General features: G+C 52.9%; 15 protein-coding genes, 2 tRNA genes and 1 rRNA gene. 13 read left to right on the top strand and 5 right to left on the bottom strand.

Translation table 11 applies throughout. The features are described from left to right. The 3 genes from rrf (at position 1) to On2M_RS23840 (ending at position 375) form a co-directional block, all read left to right on the top strand. Positions 1-115 (top strand): 5S ribosomal RNA (gene rrf / locus On2M_RS23850). A gap of 55 nt (positions 116-170) precedes the next feature. Beyond that, a tRNA-Asp gene (locus tag On2M_RS23845) sits at positions 171-247 on the top strand. A gap of 52 nt (positions 248-299) precedes the next feature. After that, a tRNA-Trp gene (locus On2M_RS23840) sits at positions 300-375 on the top strand. 99 nt (positions 376-474) lie between these two features. Here On2M_RS23840 and hdfR read toward each other — a convergent pair. Continuing rightward, entirely contained in the window at positions 475-1320 is an 846-nt protein-coding gene (gene hdfR, locus On2M_RS23835; RefSeq protein ID WP_151217296.1) for an HTH-type transcriptional regulator HdfR, read from the bottom strand. Between the two features lie 106 nt (positions 1321-1426). Between hdfR and maoP the strand changes: the two genes are divergently transcribed. Then, on the top strand, positions 1427-1765 hold the full coding sequence (maoP, locus tag On2M_RS23830) for a macrodomain Ori organization protein MaoP (RefSeq protein ID WP_003018025.1): 339 nt from the start codon (positions 1427-1429) through the stop codon (positions 1763-1765). A gap of 24 nt (positions 1766-1789) precedes the next feature. Here maoP and On2M_RS23825 read toward each other — a convergent pair whose 3' ends face one another. Then, the gene (locus tag On2M_RS23825; RefSeq protein WP_210905542.1) at positions 1790-3310 is read right to left on the bottom strand and encodes a YifB family Mg chelatase-like AAA ATPase; all 1521 of its coding nucleotides are present in this window, start codon (positions 3308-3310) and stop codon (positions 1790-1792) included. Between the two features lie 352 nt (positions 3311-3662). On the opposite strand from On2M_RS23825, the gene ilvL reads away from it, so the two are divergent. The 6 genes from ilvL (at position 3663) to ilvA (ending at position 10215) form a co-directional block, all read left to right on the top strand. Then, the gene (ilvL, locus tag On2M_RS23820; protein WP_001311244.1) at positions 3663-3761 is read left to right on the top strand and encodes an ilv operon leader peptide; all 99 of its coding nucleotides are present in this window, start codon (positions 3663-3665) and stop codon (positions 3759-3761) included. Positions 3762-3900: 139 nt separating this feature from the next. After that, the gene (gene ilvG / locus On2M_RS23815; RefSeq protein WP_210905541.1) at positions 3901-5547 is read left to right on the top strand and encodes an acetolactate synthase 2 catalytic subunit; all 1647 of its coding nucleotides are present in this window, start codon (positions 3901-3903) and stop codon (positions 5545-5547) included. After that, positions 5544-5807 carry an acetolactate synthase 2 small subunit gene (gene ilvM / locus On2M_RS23810; RefSeq protein WP_003018017.1) on the top strand — a complete coding sequence of 88 codons (264 nt, stop codon included), beginning with the start codon at positions 5544-5546 and terminating at the stop codon, positions 5805-5807. The genes ilvG and ilvM overlap by 4 nt, the downstream gene beginning before the upstream one ends. A 17-nt stretch (positions 5808-5824) precedes the next feature. Further along, positions 5825-6754 carry a branched-chain amino acid transaminase gene (locus tag On2M_RS23805; RefSeq protein WP_151217290.1) on the top strand — a complete coding sequence of 310 codons (930 nt, stop codon included), beginning with the start codon at positions 5825-5827 and terminating at the stop codon, positions 6752-6754. A 60-nt stretch (positions 6755-6814) separates the two neighbouring features. Further along, positions 6815-8665 carry a dihydroxy-acid dehydratase gene (ilvD, locus tag On2M_RS23800; RefSeq protein ID WP_003844609.1) on the top strand — a complete coding sequence of 617 codons (1851 nt, stop codon included), beginning with the start codon at positions 6815-6817 and terminating at the stop codon, positions 8663-8665. A 5-nt stretch (positions 8666-8670) separates the two neighbouring features. Further along, positions 8671-10215, top strand: coding sequence for a threonine ammonia-lyase, biosynthetic (ilvA, locus tag On2M_RS23795; RefSeq protein ID WP_151217287.1), 1545 nt, complete (start codon positions 8671-8673; stop codon positions 10213-10215). Between the two features lie 63 nt (positions 10216-10278). On the opposite strand, the gene fabV is transcribed toward ilvA, so the two are convergent. Continuing rightward, entirely contained in the window at positions 10279-11472 is a 1194-nt protein-coding gene (gene fabV, locus On2M_RS23790) for an enoyl-ACP reductase FabV (protein ID WP_187254141.1), read from the bottom strand. A gap of 175 nt (positions 11473-11647) precedes the next feature. Beyond that, positions 11648-12550, bottom strand: coding sequence for an HTH-type transcriptional activator IlvY (ilvY, locus tag On2M_RS23785; protein WP_151217283.1), 903 nt, complete (start codon positions 12548-12550; stop codon positions 11648-11650). 158 nt (positions 12551-12708) lie between these two features. Between ilvY and ilvC the strand changes: the two genes are divergently transcribed. Further along, positions 12709-14184: a ketol-acid reductoisomerase gene (ilvC, locus tag On2M_RS23780; RefSeq protein ID WP_151217281.1), complete on the top strand. Its 1476-nt coding sequence runs from the start codon at positions 12709-12711 to the stop codon at positions 14182-14184. A gap of 53 nt (positions 14185-14237) precedes the next feature. Here the strand turns inward: ilvC and ppiC are convergent, their stop codons facing one another. Beyond that, positions 14238-14519 carry a peptidylprolyl isomerase PpiC gene (ppiC, locus tag On2M_RS23775; RefSeq protein ID WP_003017999.1) on the bottom strand — a complete coding sequence of 94 codons (282 nt, stop codon included), beginning with the start codon at positions 14517-14519 and terminating at the stop codon, positions 14238-14240. 84 nt (positions 14520-14603) lie between these two features. On the opposite strand from ppiC, the gene rep reads away from it, so the two are divergent. Both rep and On2M_RS23765 read left to right on the top strand, forming a co-directional pair. After that, entirely contained in the window at positions 14604-16625 is a 2022-nt protein-coding gene (gene rep, locus On2M_RS23770) for a DNA helicase Rep (protein WP_210905540.1), read from the top strand. A gap of 59 nt (positions 16626-16684) precedes the next feature. After that, positions 16685-17641 carry a hypothetical protein gene (locus tag On2M_RS23765; RefSeq protein WP_151217277.1) on the top strand — a complete coding sequence of 319 codons (957 nt, stop codon included), beginning with the start codon at positions 16685-16687 and terminating at the stop codon, positions 17639-17641. Positions 17642-17648: the final 7 nt, after the last annotated feature.

Here is a 17648-nt window from a genome sequence, read left to right as displayed (position 1 = left end):
CTGGCGGCTGTAGCGCGGTGGTCCCACCTGACCCCATGCCGAACTCAGAAGTGAAACGCCGTAGCGCCGATGGTAGTGTGGGGTCTCCCCATGCGAGAGTAGGGAACTGCCAGGCATCAAATTGCAGTAAACCGGGATGTATAATCCGGGTAGTGACAAAGAAATTCGGTGGAGCGGTAGTTCAGTTGGTTAGAATACCTGCCTGTCACGCAGGGGGTCGCGGGTTCGAGTCCCGTCCGTTCCGCCACTTATTAGAAGATTAAGCCTGCTATCAAGCAGGCTTAATGATAAGAAAATTTAGGGGCGTAGCTCAGTTGGTAGAGCACCGGTCTCCAAAACCGGGTGTCGCGAGTTCGAGTCTCTCCGCCCCTGCCAGAAACAATCCTTAGCATTCTTGCTAAGGATTTTTTTTTCGTGCAATTCAACATTGTCTTCCTTCTGTTTTTACTCCCGGCATCCTTGCCAGTATTTACCTTAATCTTCCAGAATATTTGTTCTCAATAGATCGCAGATCAGTGCATGTTTATCGCTGTTTTGCAGCCAAACTGCATATAAAGGGCGAGATAGCGTTGTACTGTCGGTAACCGTATGGAGATCGCTTTTGGTTTTGGCCCAGTTGACAGGAAGCCAGCTAAAGCCCTTAATCACAGAAAGCTGTTGCCTGGCCAGTTCAGCTGAACTGGTGGTGAGTACCGGCACTTCATCTCCCGCGATCAATCCCGCTTCGTGTTGTTGAAAATCGGGTCCCCATTCCAGACGTAGATAGTTCAGTTCATCTTTGGTTTGCGATGGAGAACTACAATAGAGCGCCAGCGTGAAATATCCCAACAGTTGGCTGCTAAATTCGTCCATTTTGGGCGTTTCGGTCGTAATCAGTAGATCAAGCTGTCGTTCATGAAGCTGTTTTACCAATGACTGGCGCTGAGCGATCCTCGCTTCAAACTGCAGGCTGGACTGTGGCTCCTGAGATTGATATAAACGTCTCAACCAGTCATTAAGCATGCACTCCCAGAGAGATGCGCTGGCGCCGATAGAAAACTCGTTATGCCGCGAGGTATTCGCAACTTCCTTACGTGCTGCTTGCCACGTATTCATCAGGGTTTCAGCGTAAGGCAATAATTTTTCACCTGCGGCGGTCAAACGGATATTGTTTCTGTGTCGAGTGAACAGGTTTACACCCAATTGATTTTCCAGCTGTCTGATCCGAAAACTAACCGCTGACTGGGTCAGATAGAGCGCTTCAGCAGCCCTGCCAAAGTGGCGTGTCCGGCTAACTTCCAGGAAAGTTTTTAACAATTCCGTATCCACAACTCGCTCCATAAAATAATTTGTCGTTATGATTTAAATCTTTTGTTTGACGCTCTGTCAAGCGTAACTAATACTCCGCGCCATAAATAGCTCGGCCAAAGAATTAGGAGCGTGCAGGATGGCGGAAAGCTTTACGACGACTAATCGATATTTCGATAATAAATATTATCCCCGCGGATTCTCCCGTCATGGTGATTTCACCATTAAAGAAGCACAACTGCTTGAGCGTCACGGTTATGCTTTCAACGAGCTGGATCTGGGTAAGCGTGAGCCGGTAACTGAAGAAGAGAAACTGTTTGTTGCGGTATGCCGTGGTGAACGTGAGCCGGTTACTGAAGCTGAACGCGTGTGGTCTAAATACATGACGCGTATTAAGCGTCCAAAACGCTTCCACACGCTTTCTGGTGGGAAACCTCAGGTGGAAGGCGCAGAAGACTACACCGAATCTGATGATTAATAAAAAAGGGCGAAAGCCCTTTTTTTATGCCAGTAGTTTCTGCAAATGAATGAGTAACCTGTCTATCGCCCGGTATCCAACGGCTTCCTGTAAGTGTTGGCGAGAGATGCGATCACATTGTTCTATATCCGCAATCGTTCTAGCGACCTTTATCAGACGCAGCCAGGCGCGGATAGATAATCCGAGATGCGCGAGCGTTTCTTCCAGCCATTGAGCATCGTCGCTGTGCAGTGGGCAGTATTTATGAATATCCTGGCTGTTCAGGTGCGCGTTTAACTTATTTTGCCGCAGATACTGACGCTCTCGTGCTGCTATAACGCGTTGCTTAACCGTTGCACTATCTTCCCCTTTCACTGCGCTCTGACTGAGTATGCCGGGCGGTGGTAAGGGGATTTCGAGGGAGAGGTCGAAGCGATCGAGAAATGGTCCTGACAGTCGATTGAGGTAGCGCAGCGTCTGTTCTGGAGTACAGCGATTATGATTCCCCTGATAATGGCCTGTAGGGCTTGGATTCATCGCTGCTATAAGTTGAAAGCGCGCGGGATAGGTTATTTTTGCTCTGGTGCGGGATAGATGGATCTGCCCGGACTCGATGGGTTCGCGCAAGGCATCCAGCGTACGCCGTTCAAACTCGGGTAGTTCATCCAGAAACAGTATGCCGTTATGCGCCAGAGAGATCTCGCCTGGTGCAGGAATAGAGCCTCCACCGACCATGGCCGTTAATGAAGCACTGTGATGTGGTGAACGAAAAGGGCGTTGCTTCCATTGTTTTTGTATCGTTTCGGAATTAACCAGACTGAGTATCGCAGCACTTTCCAGCGCTTCATCGTTGCTAAGCGGTGGGAGCAGACCTCTGAGGCGACTGGCCAACATGGTCTTGCCCGTACCCGGCGGGCCAATGAGCAAGAGGTTATGACCGCCAGCTGCGGTAAGCTCCAGCCCGCGTTTACCCTGTTCCTGGCCGATAATATCGCTCAGGTCGTCGGCGAATGCGTCGGGCGTAAAATCTGCGGTTGAGGGCCTGTCTAAATCGTGCTTACCTTCGAGAAATGCGCATACGGTCTGCAGGTGATCTGCGATCAGGCATCCTTCGCCGTGTATCAGTCCAACTTCAGCGGCATTCTCTGTGGCGACAATAATTCTCCTGCCTGCACGAATGGCTTCGGTTGCGCTTGATATCGCGCCGGGAACGCCGCGTAACGCGCCTGTAAGCGCTAATTCACCGACCAGCTCATATGCATCGAGATTATGGGTTGTAAGCTGCTCAGAAGCGGCCAGAAGCGCAACAGCGATAGGTAAATCATATCGCCCCCCTTCTTTCGGAAGATCGGCTGGAGCGAGATTTATGGTTATCTTCTTTGCCGGGAATTCATACCCGCTATTAATTATCGCACTGCGTACCCGATCGCGAGCCTCTTTCACCGTCGTTTCCGGCAGCCCCACCATGGTTAAACCGGGCAGGCCGTTGCTGATATGTACCTCGACAGTAATGGCGGGTGCATTTACGCCCAACGCGGCGCGTGTATGAATGATCGATAGTGACATAATGCCTCCTGATGACAGTATTATGTCGCAATACATCGCGGCAAGATTTTACATAATTACGCCTTTTAGGTGCTGATTCATGTGTTTTAGTGTAATTCACAATAAGTTGCATCTAGTCTGGGATGACGCCCGCAAATGCTTTTGAATAGACTTTTTATTGGGGATCGGGCTGCTGAGAATTACCTGAAACGTGAAATATTTTCATTTTTGATTTTTTGTATAAAAAACAACAATATTTATCTAAACCGTTAATGGCGTCAGAAAAACGAATAAAAAAATATCTTGTGTCATTTGCAAATTCTATGGTAACTCTTTAGGTATTCCTTCGAACAAGATGCAAGAAAATACAAAAATGACAGCCCTTCTACGAGTGATTAGCCTGGTCGTGATTAGCGTGGTGGTGATTATTATCCCACCGTGCGGGGCTGCACTTGGACGAGGAAAGGCTTAGAAAACAAGCCTTAACGAACTAAGACCCCCGCACCGAAAGGTTCGGGGGTTTTTTTTGACCTTAAAAACTTAAACGAGGAGCAGAAAGTGAATATCAGCATAAAATTCTGTTTCTCAAGATTTACGGCGGGGATGTAACTATGAATGGGGCACAGTGGGTGGTACATGCGTTGCGTGCACAAGGGGTTCAAACCGTCTTTGGTTATCCCGGTGGCGCAATTATGCCGGTTTACGATGCGCTGTATGACGGCGGCGTAGAACACCTGTTGTGCAGACATGAGCAGGGCGCAGCGATGGCGGCGATTGGCTATGCCCGAGCGACGGGTAAAACCGGCGTTTGTATCGCCACTTCCGGTCCTGGTGCTACTAACCTGATCACCGGACTTGCCGATGCGCTGTTAGATTCTGTTCCTGTGGTGGCGATCACCGGTCAGGTGGCATCACCTTTCATCGGAACGGATGCATTCCAGGAAGTTGATGTTCTGGGTATGTCTCTGTCCTGCACCAAACACAGTTTTCTGGTGCAATCACTGGAAGAACTGCCGCGCATCATGGCTGAGGCTTTCGCCGTGGCGAATTCCGGTCGTCCGGGCCCGGTTCTGGTTGATATCCCAAAAGACATCCAATTAGCCAGCGGTTCGCTGGAGCCATATTTTACGACCGTCGAAAACGTTGAGGCTTTCCCGCACGCTGATGTTGAGCAGGCGCGTAACATGCTGGCGCAGGCGCAAAAACCGATCCTGTACGTAGGTGGCGGCGTAGGCATGGCGCAGGCAGTTCCGGCCCTGCGTGAGTTTATTATGCTTACCCAAATGCCGGTCGCCTGTACGCTGAAAGGCCTGGGCGCAGTAGATGCTAACTACCCATACTATTTGGGTATGTTGGGAATGCACGGTACTAAAGCTGCAAATTTCGCAGTGCAAGAGTGTGATTTACTGATTGCAGTTGGCGCACGTTTTGATGACCGGGTGACCGGTAAGCTGAATACTTTCGCACCGAACGCCAGCGTGATCCACATGGATATCGACCCGGCAGAAATGAATAAACTGCGCCAGGCGCACGTGGCGCTGCAAGGCGATTTAAATGCGTTGCTGCCGGCATTACAGCAACCGTTGAAGATTGACGAATGGCGTCAGTACAGTGCTGAGCTGCGCACAGAGCATACCTGGCGCTATGACCATCCGGGCGAAGCTATTTATGCGCCGTTATTGCTGAAACAGCTTTCAGACCGCAAACCAGCCGACAGCGTAGTAACAACGGATGTTGGTCAGCATCAGATGTGGTCGGCACAGCATATGACCTACACCCGCCCGGAAAATTTTATCACGTCGAGCGGCTTGGGTACGATGGGCTTTGGCTTGCCTGCTGCGGTTGGCGCGCAGGTTGCTCGCCCGAATGATACGGTAATCTGTATCTCCGGTGACGGTTCCTTCATGATGAATGTACAGGAGCTGGGCACCGTAAAACGCAAGCAGTTGCCACTGAAGATAGTTTTACTCGACAACCAGCGGTTAGGCATGGTGCGACAATGGCAGCAGCTGTTTTTTCAGGAACGTTATAGCGAAACTACCCTTACCGATAACCCCGATTTCCTCATGTTGGCCAGCGCTTTCGGCATACCTGGTCAGCACATCACCCGTAAAGACCAGGTTGAAGCGGCACTCGACACCATGCTGAACAGCGAGGGGCCATATCTGCTTCATGTCTCAATCGACGAACTTGAGAATGTCTGGCCTCTGGTGCCACCTGGCGCCAGCAACTCAGAAATGCTGGAGAAATTATCATGATGCAACATCAGGTCGCCGTTGAGGCTCGTTTCAATCCGGAAACGTTAGAACGTGTTTTACGCGTGGTACGCCATCGTGGTTTTCAGGTGTGCTCCATGAATATGGAAGCCGCCAGCGATGCGCAGAATATAAATATCGAATTGACCGTTGCCAGCCCCCGGTCGGTCGACTTACTGTTTAGTCAGTTAAGTAAACTGGTGGATGTTGCACATGTTGCCATCTGTCAGAGCACAACCACATCACAACAAATCCGCGCCTGAGCGCAAAAGGAAGAAAAATGACGACGAAAAAAGCTGATTACATTTGGTCTAATGGCGAGATGATTCGTTGGGAAGACGCGAAGGTCCACGTGATGTCCCACGCGCTGCACTACGGTACTTCCGTATTTGAAGGTATTCGTTGCTACGATTCTCACAAAGGGCCGGTGGTGTTCCGTCATCGTGAACATATGCAGCGTCTGCGTGATTCAGCCAAGATCTATCGTTTTCCGGTATCTCAGAGCGTTGATGAGCTGATGGAAGCGTGCCGCGAAGTGATTCGTAAAAACAACCTGACCAGCGCCTATATCCGTCCACTGGTGTTTGTTGGCGATGTAGGGATGGGCGTTAACCCGCCAGCGGGTTACACCACTGATGTGATTATCGCCGCGTTCCCGTGGGGGGCTTACCTCGGAGCTGAAGCGTTGGAACAGGGGATCGACGCGATGGTTTCTTCCTGGAACCGCGTTGCACCGAATACTATCCCTACCGCTGCCAAGGCTGGTGGTAACTATTTGTCTTCACTGCTGGTGGGTAGCGAAGCGCGTCGTCATGGCTACCAGGAAGGTATTGCGCTGGATGTGAATGGCTACATCTCAGAAGGCGCGGGCGAAAACCTGTTTGAAGTAAAAGACGGCATTTTATTTACTCCGCCATTTACTTCTTCCGCCCTGCCGGGTATCACCCGTGACGCGATCATTAAGCTGGCGAAAGATCTCAATATTGAAGTGCGTGAGCAGGTGCTTTCCCGTGAATCGCTGTACCTGGCCGACGAAGTATTTATGTCCGGTACTGCGGCCGAAATCACCCCAGTACGTAGCGTCGATGGTATCCAGGTGGGCGAAGGCCGCTGTGGTCCGGTCACCAAACGCATCCAGCAGGCCTTCTTTGGCCTCTTCACCGGTGAAACGGAAGATAAATACGGCTGGTTGGATCAGGTTAATCAATAAACATAAATTTGGGACGGCACGCACCGTCCCAATTATTAGACAGACGGGAGTTAATCAAGCATGCCTAAGTATCGTTCTGCTACCACCACCCACGGCCGCAATATGGCGGGTGCCCGCGCACTGTGGCGCGCCACCGGGATGACCGATGATGATTTCGGTAAACCGATTATTGCTGTAGTGAACTCTTTTACCCAGTTTGTGCCGGGCCATGTCCACCTGCGCGATCTCGGTAAGCTGGTTGCCGAACAAATCGAAGCCTCAGGCGGTGTGGCAAAAGAGTTCAACACCATTGCTGTGGATGATGGTATCGCCATGGGCCACGGGGGCATGCTGTATTCACTGCCGTCGCGCGAGCTGATCGCTGACTCCGTTGAGTACATGGTTAACGCTCACTGCGCCGATGCGATGGTCTGTATCTCTAACTGCGACAAAATTACCCCGGGGATGTTAATGGCCTCCTTGCGCCTGAACATTCCGGTGATCTTTGTTTCCGGCGGCCCGATGGAAGCCGGGAAAACCAAGCTCTCTGACCAAATTATCAAGCTCGACCTGGTTGATGCGATGATTCAAGGCGCTGACCCGAAAGTTTCCGACTCGCAGAGCGAGCAGGTTGAACGTTCTGCCTGTCCGACCTGCGGCTCATGCTCCGGGATGTTCACCGCAAACTCCATGAACTGTCTGACCGAAGCGCTGGGTTTATCGCAGCCGGGTAACGGTTCGCTGCTGGCGACTCACGCCGACCGTAAAACGTTGTTCCTTAACGCGGGTAAACGCATCGTTGAGCTGACTAAACGCTACTATGAGCAGGATGATGCTTCTGCGCTGCCGCGCAATATTGCCAGCAAGGCGGCGTTTGAGAATGCCATGACGTTGGATATCGCCATGGGCGGCTCCACCAACACCGTTCTGCACCTGCTGGCGGCCGCACAGGAAGCGGAAATCGACTTCACCATGAGTGATATCGACAAGCTGTCCCGCAAAGTCCCACAGCTGTGTAAAGTGGCGCCGAGCACGCAGAAATACCATATGGAAGACGTGCACCGCGCAGGCGGCGTACTGGGTATTTTAGGCGAACTGGACCGAGCCGGGCTGCTGAACCGTGACGTGAAAAACGTGCTGGGACTGACTCTGCCGCAAACGCTTGATCGGTATGATGTGATGCTGACCAAAGATGATGCGGTGAAAAAAATGTTCCGCGCTGGCCCGGCGGGCATCCGTACCACCCAGGCGTTCTCGCAGGACTGCCGCTGGGACACGCTGGATGACGATCGTGCCGAAGGCTGTATCCGTTCGCTGGAACACGCTTACAGTAAAGACGGCGGTCTGGCGGTACTCTACGGTAACTTCGCGGAAAACGGCTGTATCGTGAAAACCGCAGGTGTGGATGACAGCATCCTGAAATTTACCGGCCCGGCGAAAGTGTACGAAAGCCAGGATGACGCGGTTGAGGCGATCCTTGGCGGCAAAGTGGTGGCGGGCGACGTGGTTGTCATTCGTTACGAAGGACCGAAAGGCGGGCCGGGCATGCAGGAAATGCTCTACCCAACCACCTTCCTGAAATCGATGGGCCTTGGCAAAGCCTGTGCGTTGATCACCGACGGACGTTTCTCCGGCGGCACATCCGGCCTGTCTATCGGCCACGTTTCCCCGGAAGCGGCCAGCGGTGGCAACATTGCGATCATCGAAGATGGCGACATGATTGCTATTGATATCCCGAATCGCGGTATCCAGTTACAACTAAGTGATGCGGAAATCGCTGCGCGTCGCGAAGCGCAGGAAGCACGCGGTGACAAAGCCTGGACGCCTAAAGATCGTCAGCGTCAGGTCTCTTTTGCGCTACGCGCCTATGCCAGTCTGGCAACCAGCGCCGACAAAGGCGCGGTGCGCGATAAGTCAAAACTCGGGGGATAATGATCATGGCGGATTCACAACCTCTATCCGGTGCTCCTGAGGGCGCTGAGTATCTCAGAGCGGTACTGCGTGCGCCGGTATACGAAGCGGCGCAGGTAACGCCGCTACAAAAAATGGAAAAGCTCTCTTCGCGCCTTGATAACGTGATTCTGGTCAAGCGCGAAGACCGTCAACCCGTTCACAGCTTCAAGCTGCGTGGAGCCTACGCCATGATGGCGGGCCTGACCGAAGAGCAAAAAGCGCATGGGGTCATCACCGCATCGGCGGGTAATCATGCTCAAGGTGTCGCGTTCTCTTCTGCGCGATTAGGCGTGAAGGCACTGATTGTCATGCCAACGGCTACCGCCGATATCAAAGTTGATGCCGTACGCGGCTTCGGTGGAGAAGTGCTGTTGCACGGCGCGAATTTTGATGAAGCCAAAGCCAAAGCGATTGAGCTGTCGCAGCAGCAGGGTTTTACTTGGGTTCCGCCGTTTGACCATCCGATGGTGATTGCCGGGCAGGGCACGCTGGCGCTGGAGTTATTGCAACAGGATGCTCACCTCGACCGCGTATTTGTCCCGGTAGGCGGCGGCGGATTAGCGGCAGGCGTGGCGGTGTTGATCAAACAGCTGATGCCACAGATCAAAGTGATTGCCGTGGAAGCTGAAGATTCCGCCTGCCTGAAAGCGGCGCTGGATGCCGGACAACCGGTCGATCTTCCGCGTGTGGGTCTCTTTGCTGAAGGTGTGGCGGTGAAGCGTATCGGCGATGAAACTTTCCGTCTGTGCCAGGAATACCTCGACGACATCGTTACCGTTGATAGCGATGCAATCTGCGCGGCAATGAAAGACCTGTTCGAAGACGTGCGTGCGGTGGCGGAACCTTCCGGGGCGTTGGCATTAGCAGGGATGAAAAAGTACATCGCCCAGCACAATATTCGCGGTGAACGACTGGCACATGTGTTGTCAGGTGCGAACGTTAACTTCCACGGCCTGCGCTACGTGTCTGAACGCTGTGAGTTGGGAGAACAGCGCGAAGCGCTGCTGGCAGTCACTATCCCGGAAGAAAAAGGCAGCTTCCTCAAGTTCTGCCAGTTGCTGGGTGGACGCTCGGTGACCGAGTTTAACTACCGCTTTGCCGATGCCAAAGATGCCTGCATTTTTGTCGGCGTACGCCTGAGTCGTGGTCTGGAAGAACGTAAAGAAATCCTCCAGTTGCTTAGTGACGGCGGTTACAGCGTGGTGGATCTGTCTGACGACGAAATGGCGAAGCTGCACGTGCGCTATATGGTTGGCGGCCGTCCGTCGAAACCCTTGCAGGAACGTCTGTTCAGCTTTGAATTCCCCGAATCGCCAGGGGCGTTGCTCAAATTCCTGCATACCCTGGGTACGCACTGGAATATTTCATTATTCCACTACCGCAGTCACGGCACCGATTACGGTCGTGTACTGGCGGCGTTTGAGTTGGGTGAGCACGAGCCTGATTTCGAAACGCGGCTGAACGAACTGGGCTATGATTGTCACGATGAAACGCATAACCCGGCGTTCCGTTTTTTCCTCGCGGGTTAGCAGTCGCCATTAAAAAAGGGTTCATGTTTTCACATGAACCCTTTTTGCAACTGTATCTGCAAATTACAGCGTGATGACGTCGAATTCGACTTCGGTGTTCACGTCAGCATCGTAATCCACTTCGTCGAGGCCAAAACCGAACAGGTTCAGGAATTCTTGCTTGTACCCTGCATAGTCAGTTTCTTGCGCCAGGTTTTCGGTGGTGATCAGCGGCCACAGATCGCGACATGCCTGCTGAATGTCTTCGCGCAGTTCCCAGTCATCCATACGGATACGCTGGTTGTCATCAAGCGCCACTTTGTCGCCGTACAGGCTGGTGGTCATCAGACGGTTGATCTGCTCGATACAGCCTTCATGAATCCCCTGCGCTTTCATCAGTTTGAAGACCATAGAGATGTACAGCGGCATTACCGGGATCGCAGAAGATGCCTGAGTGATCACGGATTTCAGTACGGCAACGTTCGCAGAACCGTGCAGCGGAGCCAGCTGATCACGCAGCGCACCTGCCGCGCGGTCGAGGTCTTCTTTTGCTTTGCCCAGCGCGCCGTGCCAGTAGATTGGCCAGGTCAGGTCGGTTCCGATGTAGGAGTAGGCCACGGTTTTCACGCCATCAGCCAGCACGCCCGCTTCGCTCAGCGCGCCCATCCACAGTTCCCAGTCTTCACCGCCCATCACAGTAACGGTGTTCTGAACTTCTTCTTCCGTTGCCGGCTCAATGCTGGCGGTGATGATCTGATCTTTGTTGGTATCAATCGCTTTAGAGGTGTAAACCTCACCGATTGGCTTCAGCGCCGAACGGACGATTTCACCGGTTTTCGGCATTTTACGCACCGGGGAAGCCAGCGAGTAAACCACCAGATCAATCTGACCCAGATCTTCTTTGATCAGTTTGATGACTTCATCACGGCACTCGTCGGAGAACGCGTCGCCGTTGATGCTTTTGGCGTACAGGCCTTCGCGCTTAGCGGCTTCATCGAAGGCTGCAGAGTTATACCAGCCCGCGGAACCCGGTTTGGTTTCCGTGCCTGGTTTTTCGAAAAATACGCCGATAGTGGCGGCACCGCTGCCAAAGGCGGCGGAAATTCTGGACGCCAGACCGTAACCGGTGGAAGCACCGATGACCAGCACGCGGGAAGGGCCGTTAGCGATTTTCCCGTTTTTCTTCACATAATCGATCTGTTTTTCCACATTGACTTTGCAGCCAGTCGGATGGGTCGTTGTACAGATGAATCCACGAATTTTTGGTTTGATTATCATAATGATGGCTAATTAAGTTTGTATTTTCGCTGTCAAGTGCGCAATGACACCGTCTGTTCTGGCTTGCTAAACGTGATGGTTAACAAGCCCCCCACATCTATTATGGCACGTGACATTATACAGAAAAGGAGTGCCAATACTGAATCTACCACTGATTTTAGGCCTGATGCTGGCGCTACTCGGTGGATTTACGCTCCAGAACAATTTTCCAGAACGCATCAATTAGCGGCTCATGCAGCCGCTTTTTCGGCGCGCAGACCCCCAGCTCGAACGGTGTTTTCTCGTCGCTGCGCTCTAAAATCATCACGCGATTACGCACCGGCTCCGGGCTGTTTTCCAGCACAACTTCCGGCAGCAGCGCCACGCCGCAGCCGAGCGCCACCATCGAGACCATCGCTTCATGACCGCCCACCGTGGCGTAAATCGACGGGTTGCTGATTTTGTGGCGGCGGAACCACAGCTCAATACGGCGGCGTACCGGCCCCTGGTCGGCCATGATAAACGGCACCGTCGACCAGTCGGGTTTCTCGACGGAAACCTGATTACGCACCGGGCAGGGCAGTGCCGGGGCGATCAATACGACCGTCAGATTCTCCAGCATCGAAAACGCCACCGCGCCGGGCAGCATCTCGGGCTTACCGGCAATCGCCAGATCGGCCTCGCCGGTGACCACTTTGTCCATCGCATCGGCGGCGTCGCCAGTGGTGAGCTTGATTTCCACCGAAGGATGCTCGGCGCGGAAGCGGTCGAGGATTGGCGGCAGGTGGCTGTACGCGGCGGTGACAGAGCAGAAGATATGTAACTCGCCAGACAACGACGGTCCCTGTTGATCGAGGGTGTGGCGCAGCTGCTGGTATTGCAGCAGTGTCTGCTGGGCGAATACGCGCAGCTCTTCACCTGCTTCGGTCAGGGTGACCGTGCGGTTATCGCGCACAAACAGCGGCTGGCCGAGGTCTTCTTCCAGGCGCTGGATCTGGCGCGAAAGCGTGGAAGGGCTGACGTGCATCGCCCGCGCGCTGCGGCCAAAATGGCGACTTTCTGCCAGATGCAGGAACATTTTCAGATCGCGTAAATCCACCGGCGAGCCTCTTTATTTTGACGTTGCAGATATTGCAATGTGACGTTGTGAATATATCAATTTCCGCAATAAATTTCCTGTTGTAATGTGAGTCTAATCCCGCTGAAACGCGAACCGAATAATAAGCACCACAACACAACATCACGGAGTACACCACCATGGCTAACTACTTTAATACACTGAACCTGCGCCAGCAGTTGGCACAGCTGGGCAAATGTCGCTTTATGGGCCGCGACGAATTCGCCGATGGCGCAAGCTACCTTCAGGGTAAAAAAGTGGTCATCGTCGGCTGTGGCGCACAGGGTCTTAACCAGGGACTGAACATGCGTGACTCCGGTCTGGATATCTCTTATGCCCTGCGTAAAGAAGCGATTGCTGAGAAGCGTGCTTCCTGGCGCAAAGCGACCGAAAACGGCTTCAAAGTCGGGACCTATGAAGAGCTGATCCCGCAGGCTGACCTGGTGGTTAACCTGACCCCGGATAAGCAGCACTCTGACGTGGTACGTTCCGTACAACCGCTGATGAAAGACGGTGCGGCGCTGGGTTACTCCCACGGTTTCAACATCGTGGAAGTGGGCGAGCAGATCCGTAAAGACATCACCGTAGTGATGGTGGCGCCGAAGTGTCCGGGCACCGAAGTCCGTGAAGAATACAAACGTGGTTTCGGCGTTCCGACCCTGATCGCCGTTCACCCGGAAAACGATCCGAAAGGCGAAGGCATGGCTATCGCCAAAGCGTGGGCAGCAGCCACCGGCGGTCACCGTGCGGGCGTGCTGGAATCCTCCTTCGTGGCGGAAGTGAAATCTGACCTGATGGGTGAGCAGACCATTCTGTGCGGCATGTTGCAGGCCGGTTCTCTGCTGTGCTTCGACAAGCTGGTGGAAGAAGGGACCGACCCGGCTTACGCGGAAAAACTGATTCAGTTCGGCTGGGAAACCATCACCGAAGCGCTGAAGCAGGGTGGGATCACCCTGATGATGGACCGTCTGTCCAACCCAGCGAAACTGCGTGCTTACGCGCTCTCTGAGCAGCTGAAAGAGATCATGGCGCCGCTGTTCCAGAAGCACATGGACGACATTATTTCCGGTGAATTCTCTTCCGGCATGATGGCTGACTGGGCCAACGATGATAAGAAACTGCTGACCTGGCGTGAAGAGACCGGCAAAACCGCGTTCGAAACCGCCCCACAGTTTGAAGGTAAAATCGGTGAGCAGGAGTACTTCGATAAAGGTGTACTGATGATCGCGATGGTGAAAGCGGGCGTTGAGCTGGCGTTCGAAACCATGGTCGATTCCGGCATTATCGAAGAATCTGCGTACTACGAATCGCTGCACGAGCTGCCGCTGATCGCGAATACCATCGCTCGTAAGCGTCTGTACGAGATGAACGTGGTTATCTCCGATACAGCAGAATATGGTAACTACCTGTTCTCTTACGCTTGCGTACCGCTGCTGAAAGAGTTCATGACGACTCTGCAGACTGGCGACCTGGGCAAAGCGATTGCCGAAGGCGCTGTAGACAACGCGCAGCTGCGCGACGTGAATGACGCGATCCGTAGCCATGAAATCGAGAAAGTAGGCCAGAAACTGCGTGGCTACATGACCGATATGAAGCGCATTGCCGTAGCTGGATAAGCATAACGCCATCAGGCAAAAAAAGCCCGGAGGTTGATACTCCGGGCTTTTTATTAGTTACGGTACAGCACTTTAATGATGTGATAACCGAACTGGGTATGCAGCGGGCCGGTCGGCTCCAGTACAGGGCAAGAGAAGACGACTTTATCGAACGCCGGAACCATCTGGCCCTGGCGGAACTCGCCTAAATCACCGCCGCGTTTACCTGATGGGCAGATAGAGTGTTTCTTCGCCAGTTTGCCGAAGTCGGCGCCGTTTTTAATCTGTTCCAGAAGATCCAGTGCCAGTTTCTCTTCTTTAACAAGGATATGCACTGCTGCTGCTGTTTTTGCCATGATCGTGCCTTGAGTGGGGTGGTTAAGGCTGGCTATACTACCACGCTGTTATTCTCCCCTCCCGACTTTCATGAGTGACCCTTTATGCGTTTGAACCCCGGACAACAACAAGCCGTCGAATTCGTCACCGGACCTTGCCTGGTGCTGGCGGGGGCGGGTTCCGGCAAGACGCGTGTTATCACTAACAAAATCGCACATCTGATCCGTGAATGTGGTTATCAGGCACGCCATATTGCGGCCGTGACCTTTACCAATAAGGCTGCGCGCGAGATGAAAGAGCGCGTGGCGCAAACGCTGGGTCGTAAAGAGGCGCGTGGGCTGATGATCTCCACATTCCACACGCTGGGACTGGACGTCATAAAGCGCGAATATGCGGCGCTGGGGATGAAGTCGAACTTCTCGTTATTTGACGATACCGATCAGGTGACCCTGCTTAAGGAACTGACCGAAGGGTTAATTGAAGACGATAAACTTATTCTTCAACAGCTGATCTCGACGATCTCCAACTGGAAAAACGATCTGATGACCCCGGCACAGGCGGCGGCCAGTGCGAAAGGCGAGCGCGATCGCATTTTTGCTCACTGCTATGGCCTGTACGACGCGCATATGAAGGCGTGCAACGTGCTGGACTTTGACGATCTGATCCTACTGCCGACGCTGCTGCTTCAGCGTAATGAAGAGGTGCGCGAGCGCTGGCAGAACAAAATCCGCTACCTGCTGGTGGATGAATACCAGGATACCAACACCAGCCAGTACGAGCTGGTGAAGCTGCTGGTGGGGCAACGTGCGCGCTTTACCGTGGTGGGTGATGACGATCAGTCTATTTACTCCTGGCGCGGCGCGCGTCCGCAGAACCTGGTACTGCTAAGCAAAGATTTTCCGGCGCTACAGGTGGTGAAGCTGGAGCAAAACTACCGTTCCTCCGGGCGTATCCTGAAGGCGGCGAACATTCTCATTGCTAACAACCCGCACGTCTTTGAAAAGCGGCTTTTCTCCGAGCTGGGCTATGGGGCTGAGCTGAAGGTGCTGAGTGCGAATAATGAAGAGCATGAAGCGGAACGCGTCACCGGGGAATTAATTGCCCATCACTTTGTGAACAAGACGCAATATAAAGACTACGCCATCCTGTATCGCGGTAATCATCAGTCGCGGGTATTTGAAAAATTTTTGATGCAGAACCGCATCCCGTACAAAATTTCTGGTGGAACGTCGTTCTTCTCGCGTCCGGAGATTAAAGATCTGCTGGCCTACCTGCGTGTGCTGAGCAATCCGGATGACGACAGCGCATTTTTACGCATCGTAAACACGCCAAAACGTGAAATCGGTCCTGCCACGCTGCAAAAGCTCGGTGAATGGGCGATGACCCGCAACAAAAGCCTGTTTACCGCCAGCTTTGATATGGGGCTTAGCCAGACACTGACCGGACGTGGGTATGATTCTCTGACCCGTTTTACGCACTGGCTGGGTGAAATCCAACGCCTGGCGGAGCGCGAGCCGGTTGCCGCCGTGCGCGATTTGATCCACGGCATTGATTATGAATCCTGGCTGTATGAAACCTCGCCGAGCCCGAAAGCGGCAGAGATGCGTATGAAAAACGTCAACACCCTGTTCAGTTGGATGACGGAGATGCTGGAAGGCAGTGAGCTGGAAGAACCCATGACCCTGACTCAGGTCGTTACCCGCTTTACCCTGCGCGACATGATGGAGCGCGGAGAGAGCGAAGAAGAGCTGGATCAGGTGCAGTTGATGACGCTGCATGCCTCAAAGGGGCTGGAGTTCCCTTACGTGTTTATGGTGGGAATGGAAGAAGGATTTTTGCCGCACCAGAGCAGCATTGATGAAGACAACATCGATGAAGAGCGTCGTCTGGCTTACGTCGGAATTACGCGTGCGCAGAAGGAACTTATCTTCACGCTGTGCAAAGAGCGCCGCCAGTACGGTGAGCTGGTGAGACCAGAACCGAGCCGATTCTTGTTGGAACTGCCACAAGATGACGTTATCTGGGAACAGGAGCGTAAAGTGGTAAGCGCCGAGGAGCGGATGCAAAAGGGACAGGCCAGCATCGCCAATATTCGGGCGATGATGGCGAAAGCAAAAGAGAAGTAGATATTTTCCAGGGCGTATAAGCGTCATCCGGCAGCCAGCACAACAGGGAGGTTGATGAGATGTTGAAGTTTGTATTGGTCATTTTGTCAGGGATGTTCTATACCGCAACGGCGTCTGCAACAGATAGATTTGAGTTTTTTGACTATTGTTCTGTGTCGATGGTGAATATGGTTGCCAGCAGTAATCAGCCATTAATGATTGCAGAGCATGTTGGTGCGAAAGATTTACGTATTGAAGCCGAAGAAGATGATGAGAGTAACGTTATGCTCCAATTGTTTGATCGGCGGAAAAAAAGCACCCCGGATACCCCCGGAGCCGGGCATCTTGGCTGGGTGACTTATCATCCGGCTAAAAATATCCTGACGGACATTAATGATGAACAACTGCAATTTGACCCGCAAAAAGGCAAACACTTTCAACAATGTTTAACCCGTATGCGGGAATGTCAGGATTTAAATCAGAAACTGAAACTGGATGCCACCATTGATTTCCCGCGTTATGCGTTGACGGGTAAGTCTCGCGCCTGGTTCTATGCCGCTCCGGTAGCGCAGTGCCGCAGTGAATCAATTTTTATCGTACCCGGTGATATCGTATCCAGAACGGGGTTCAGCATTGCCCGGGATGAAGAAACGCAAAAGTTTTATGAGTCTGTGCGGGGTAACGATTCACATGGTTATTTGTTGGCAGGATACGGTGGTTACGTTGGTTGGATAGAAGCCAATCATCTGGAGGCGGTCGATCTGGTATGCAACGATGCCAGGGATAAATCGGGGTTAAAGAATCCTGCGCCGGAAGAGTTTGTTGAGCGTAAAGTCGCTCAGACTCAACCGCGCCTCTATTTCTATGATGCGCCGGATAAAGCCTGCCTTCGCGAAGATAATTCATTCATCATTGCTGACGACAAAGTTCAGATGGTAAATCGGTCTGCGTACGCGGGCTTTTCCTTTGTTCGCTATACCCATCCGGTGACGCATAAGGTGACTGAAGGATGGGTTTTAGCCAGTGGGCTGAAGTAGCCTATTC

Origin of the sequence: Citrobacter sp. On2M (assembly GCF_018035235.1) — a bacterium.
GTDB lineage: Bacteria > Pseudomonadota > Gammaproteobacteria > Enterobacterales > Enterobacteriaceae > Citrobacter > Citrobacter meridianamericanus.
This window is presented reverse-complemented; position numbering and strand designations above follow the sequence as displayed.

Coding starts and splice junctions, on each gene's coding strand:
- ilvD (WP_003844609.1), top strand. CDS start 6,815: ATGCCTAAGTATCGTTCTGCTACCACCACCCACGGCCGCAATATGGCG.
- fabV (WP_187254141.1), bottom strand. CDS start 11,472: ATGATAATCAAACCAAAAATTCGTGGATTCATCTGTACAACGACCCAT.
- On2M_RS23765 (WP_151217277.1), top strand. CDS start 16,685: ATGTTGAAGTTTGTATTGGTCATTTTGTCAGGGATGTTCTATACCGCA.
- ilvG (WP_210905541.1), top strand. CDS start 3,901: ATGAATGGGGCACAGTGGGTGGTACATGCGTTGCGTGCACAAGGGGTT.
- hdfR (WP_151217296.1), bottom strand. CDS start 1,320: ATGGAGCGAGTTGTGGATACGGAATTGTTAAAAACTTTCCTGGAAGTT.
- rep (WP_210905540.1), top strand. CDS start 14,604: ATGCGTTTGAACCCCGGACAACAACAAGCCGTCGAATTCGTCACCGGA.
- ppiC (WP_003017999.1), bottom strand. CDS start 14,519: ATGGCAAAAACAGCAGCAGCAGTGCATATCCTTGTTAAAGAAGAGAAA.
- On2M_RS23805 (WP_151217290.1), top strand. CDS start 5,825: ATGACGACGAAAAAAGCTGATTACATTTGGTCTAATGGCGAGATGATT.
- On2M_RS23825 (WP_210905542.1), bottom strand. CDS start 3,310: ATGTCACTATCGATCATTCATACACGCGCCGCGTTGGGCGTAAATGCA.
- ilvC (WP_151217281.1), top strand. CDS start 12,709: ATGGCTAACTACTTTAATACACTGAACCTGCGCCAGCAGTTGGCACAG.
- ilvL (WP_001311244.1), top strand. CDS start 3,663: ATGACAGCCCTTCTACGAGTGATTAGCCTGGTCGTGATTAGCGTGGTG.
- maoP (WP_003018025.1), top strand. CDS start 1,427: ATGGCGGAAAGCTTTACGACGACTAATCGATATTTCGATAATAAATAT.
- ilvA (WP_151217287.1), top strand. CDS start 8,671: ATGGCGGATTCACAACCTCTATCCGGTGCTCCTGAGGGCGCTGAGTAT.
- ilvM (WP_003018017.1), top strand. CDS start 5,544: ATGATGCAACATCAGGTCGCCGTTGAGGCTCGTTTCAATCCGGAAACG.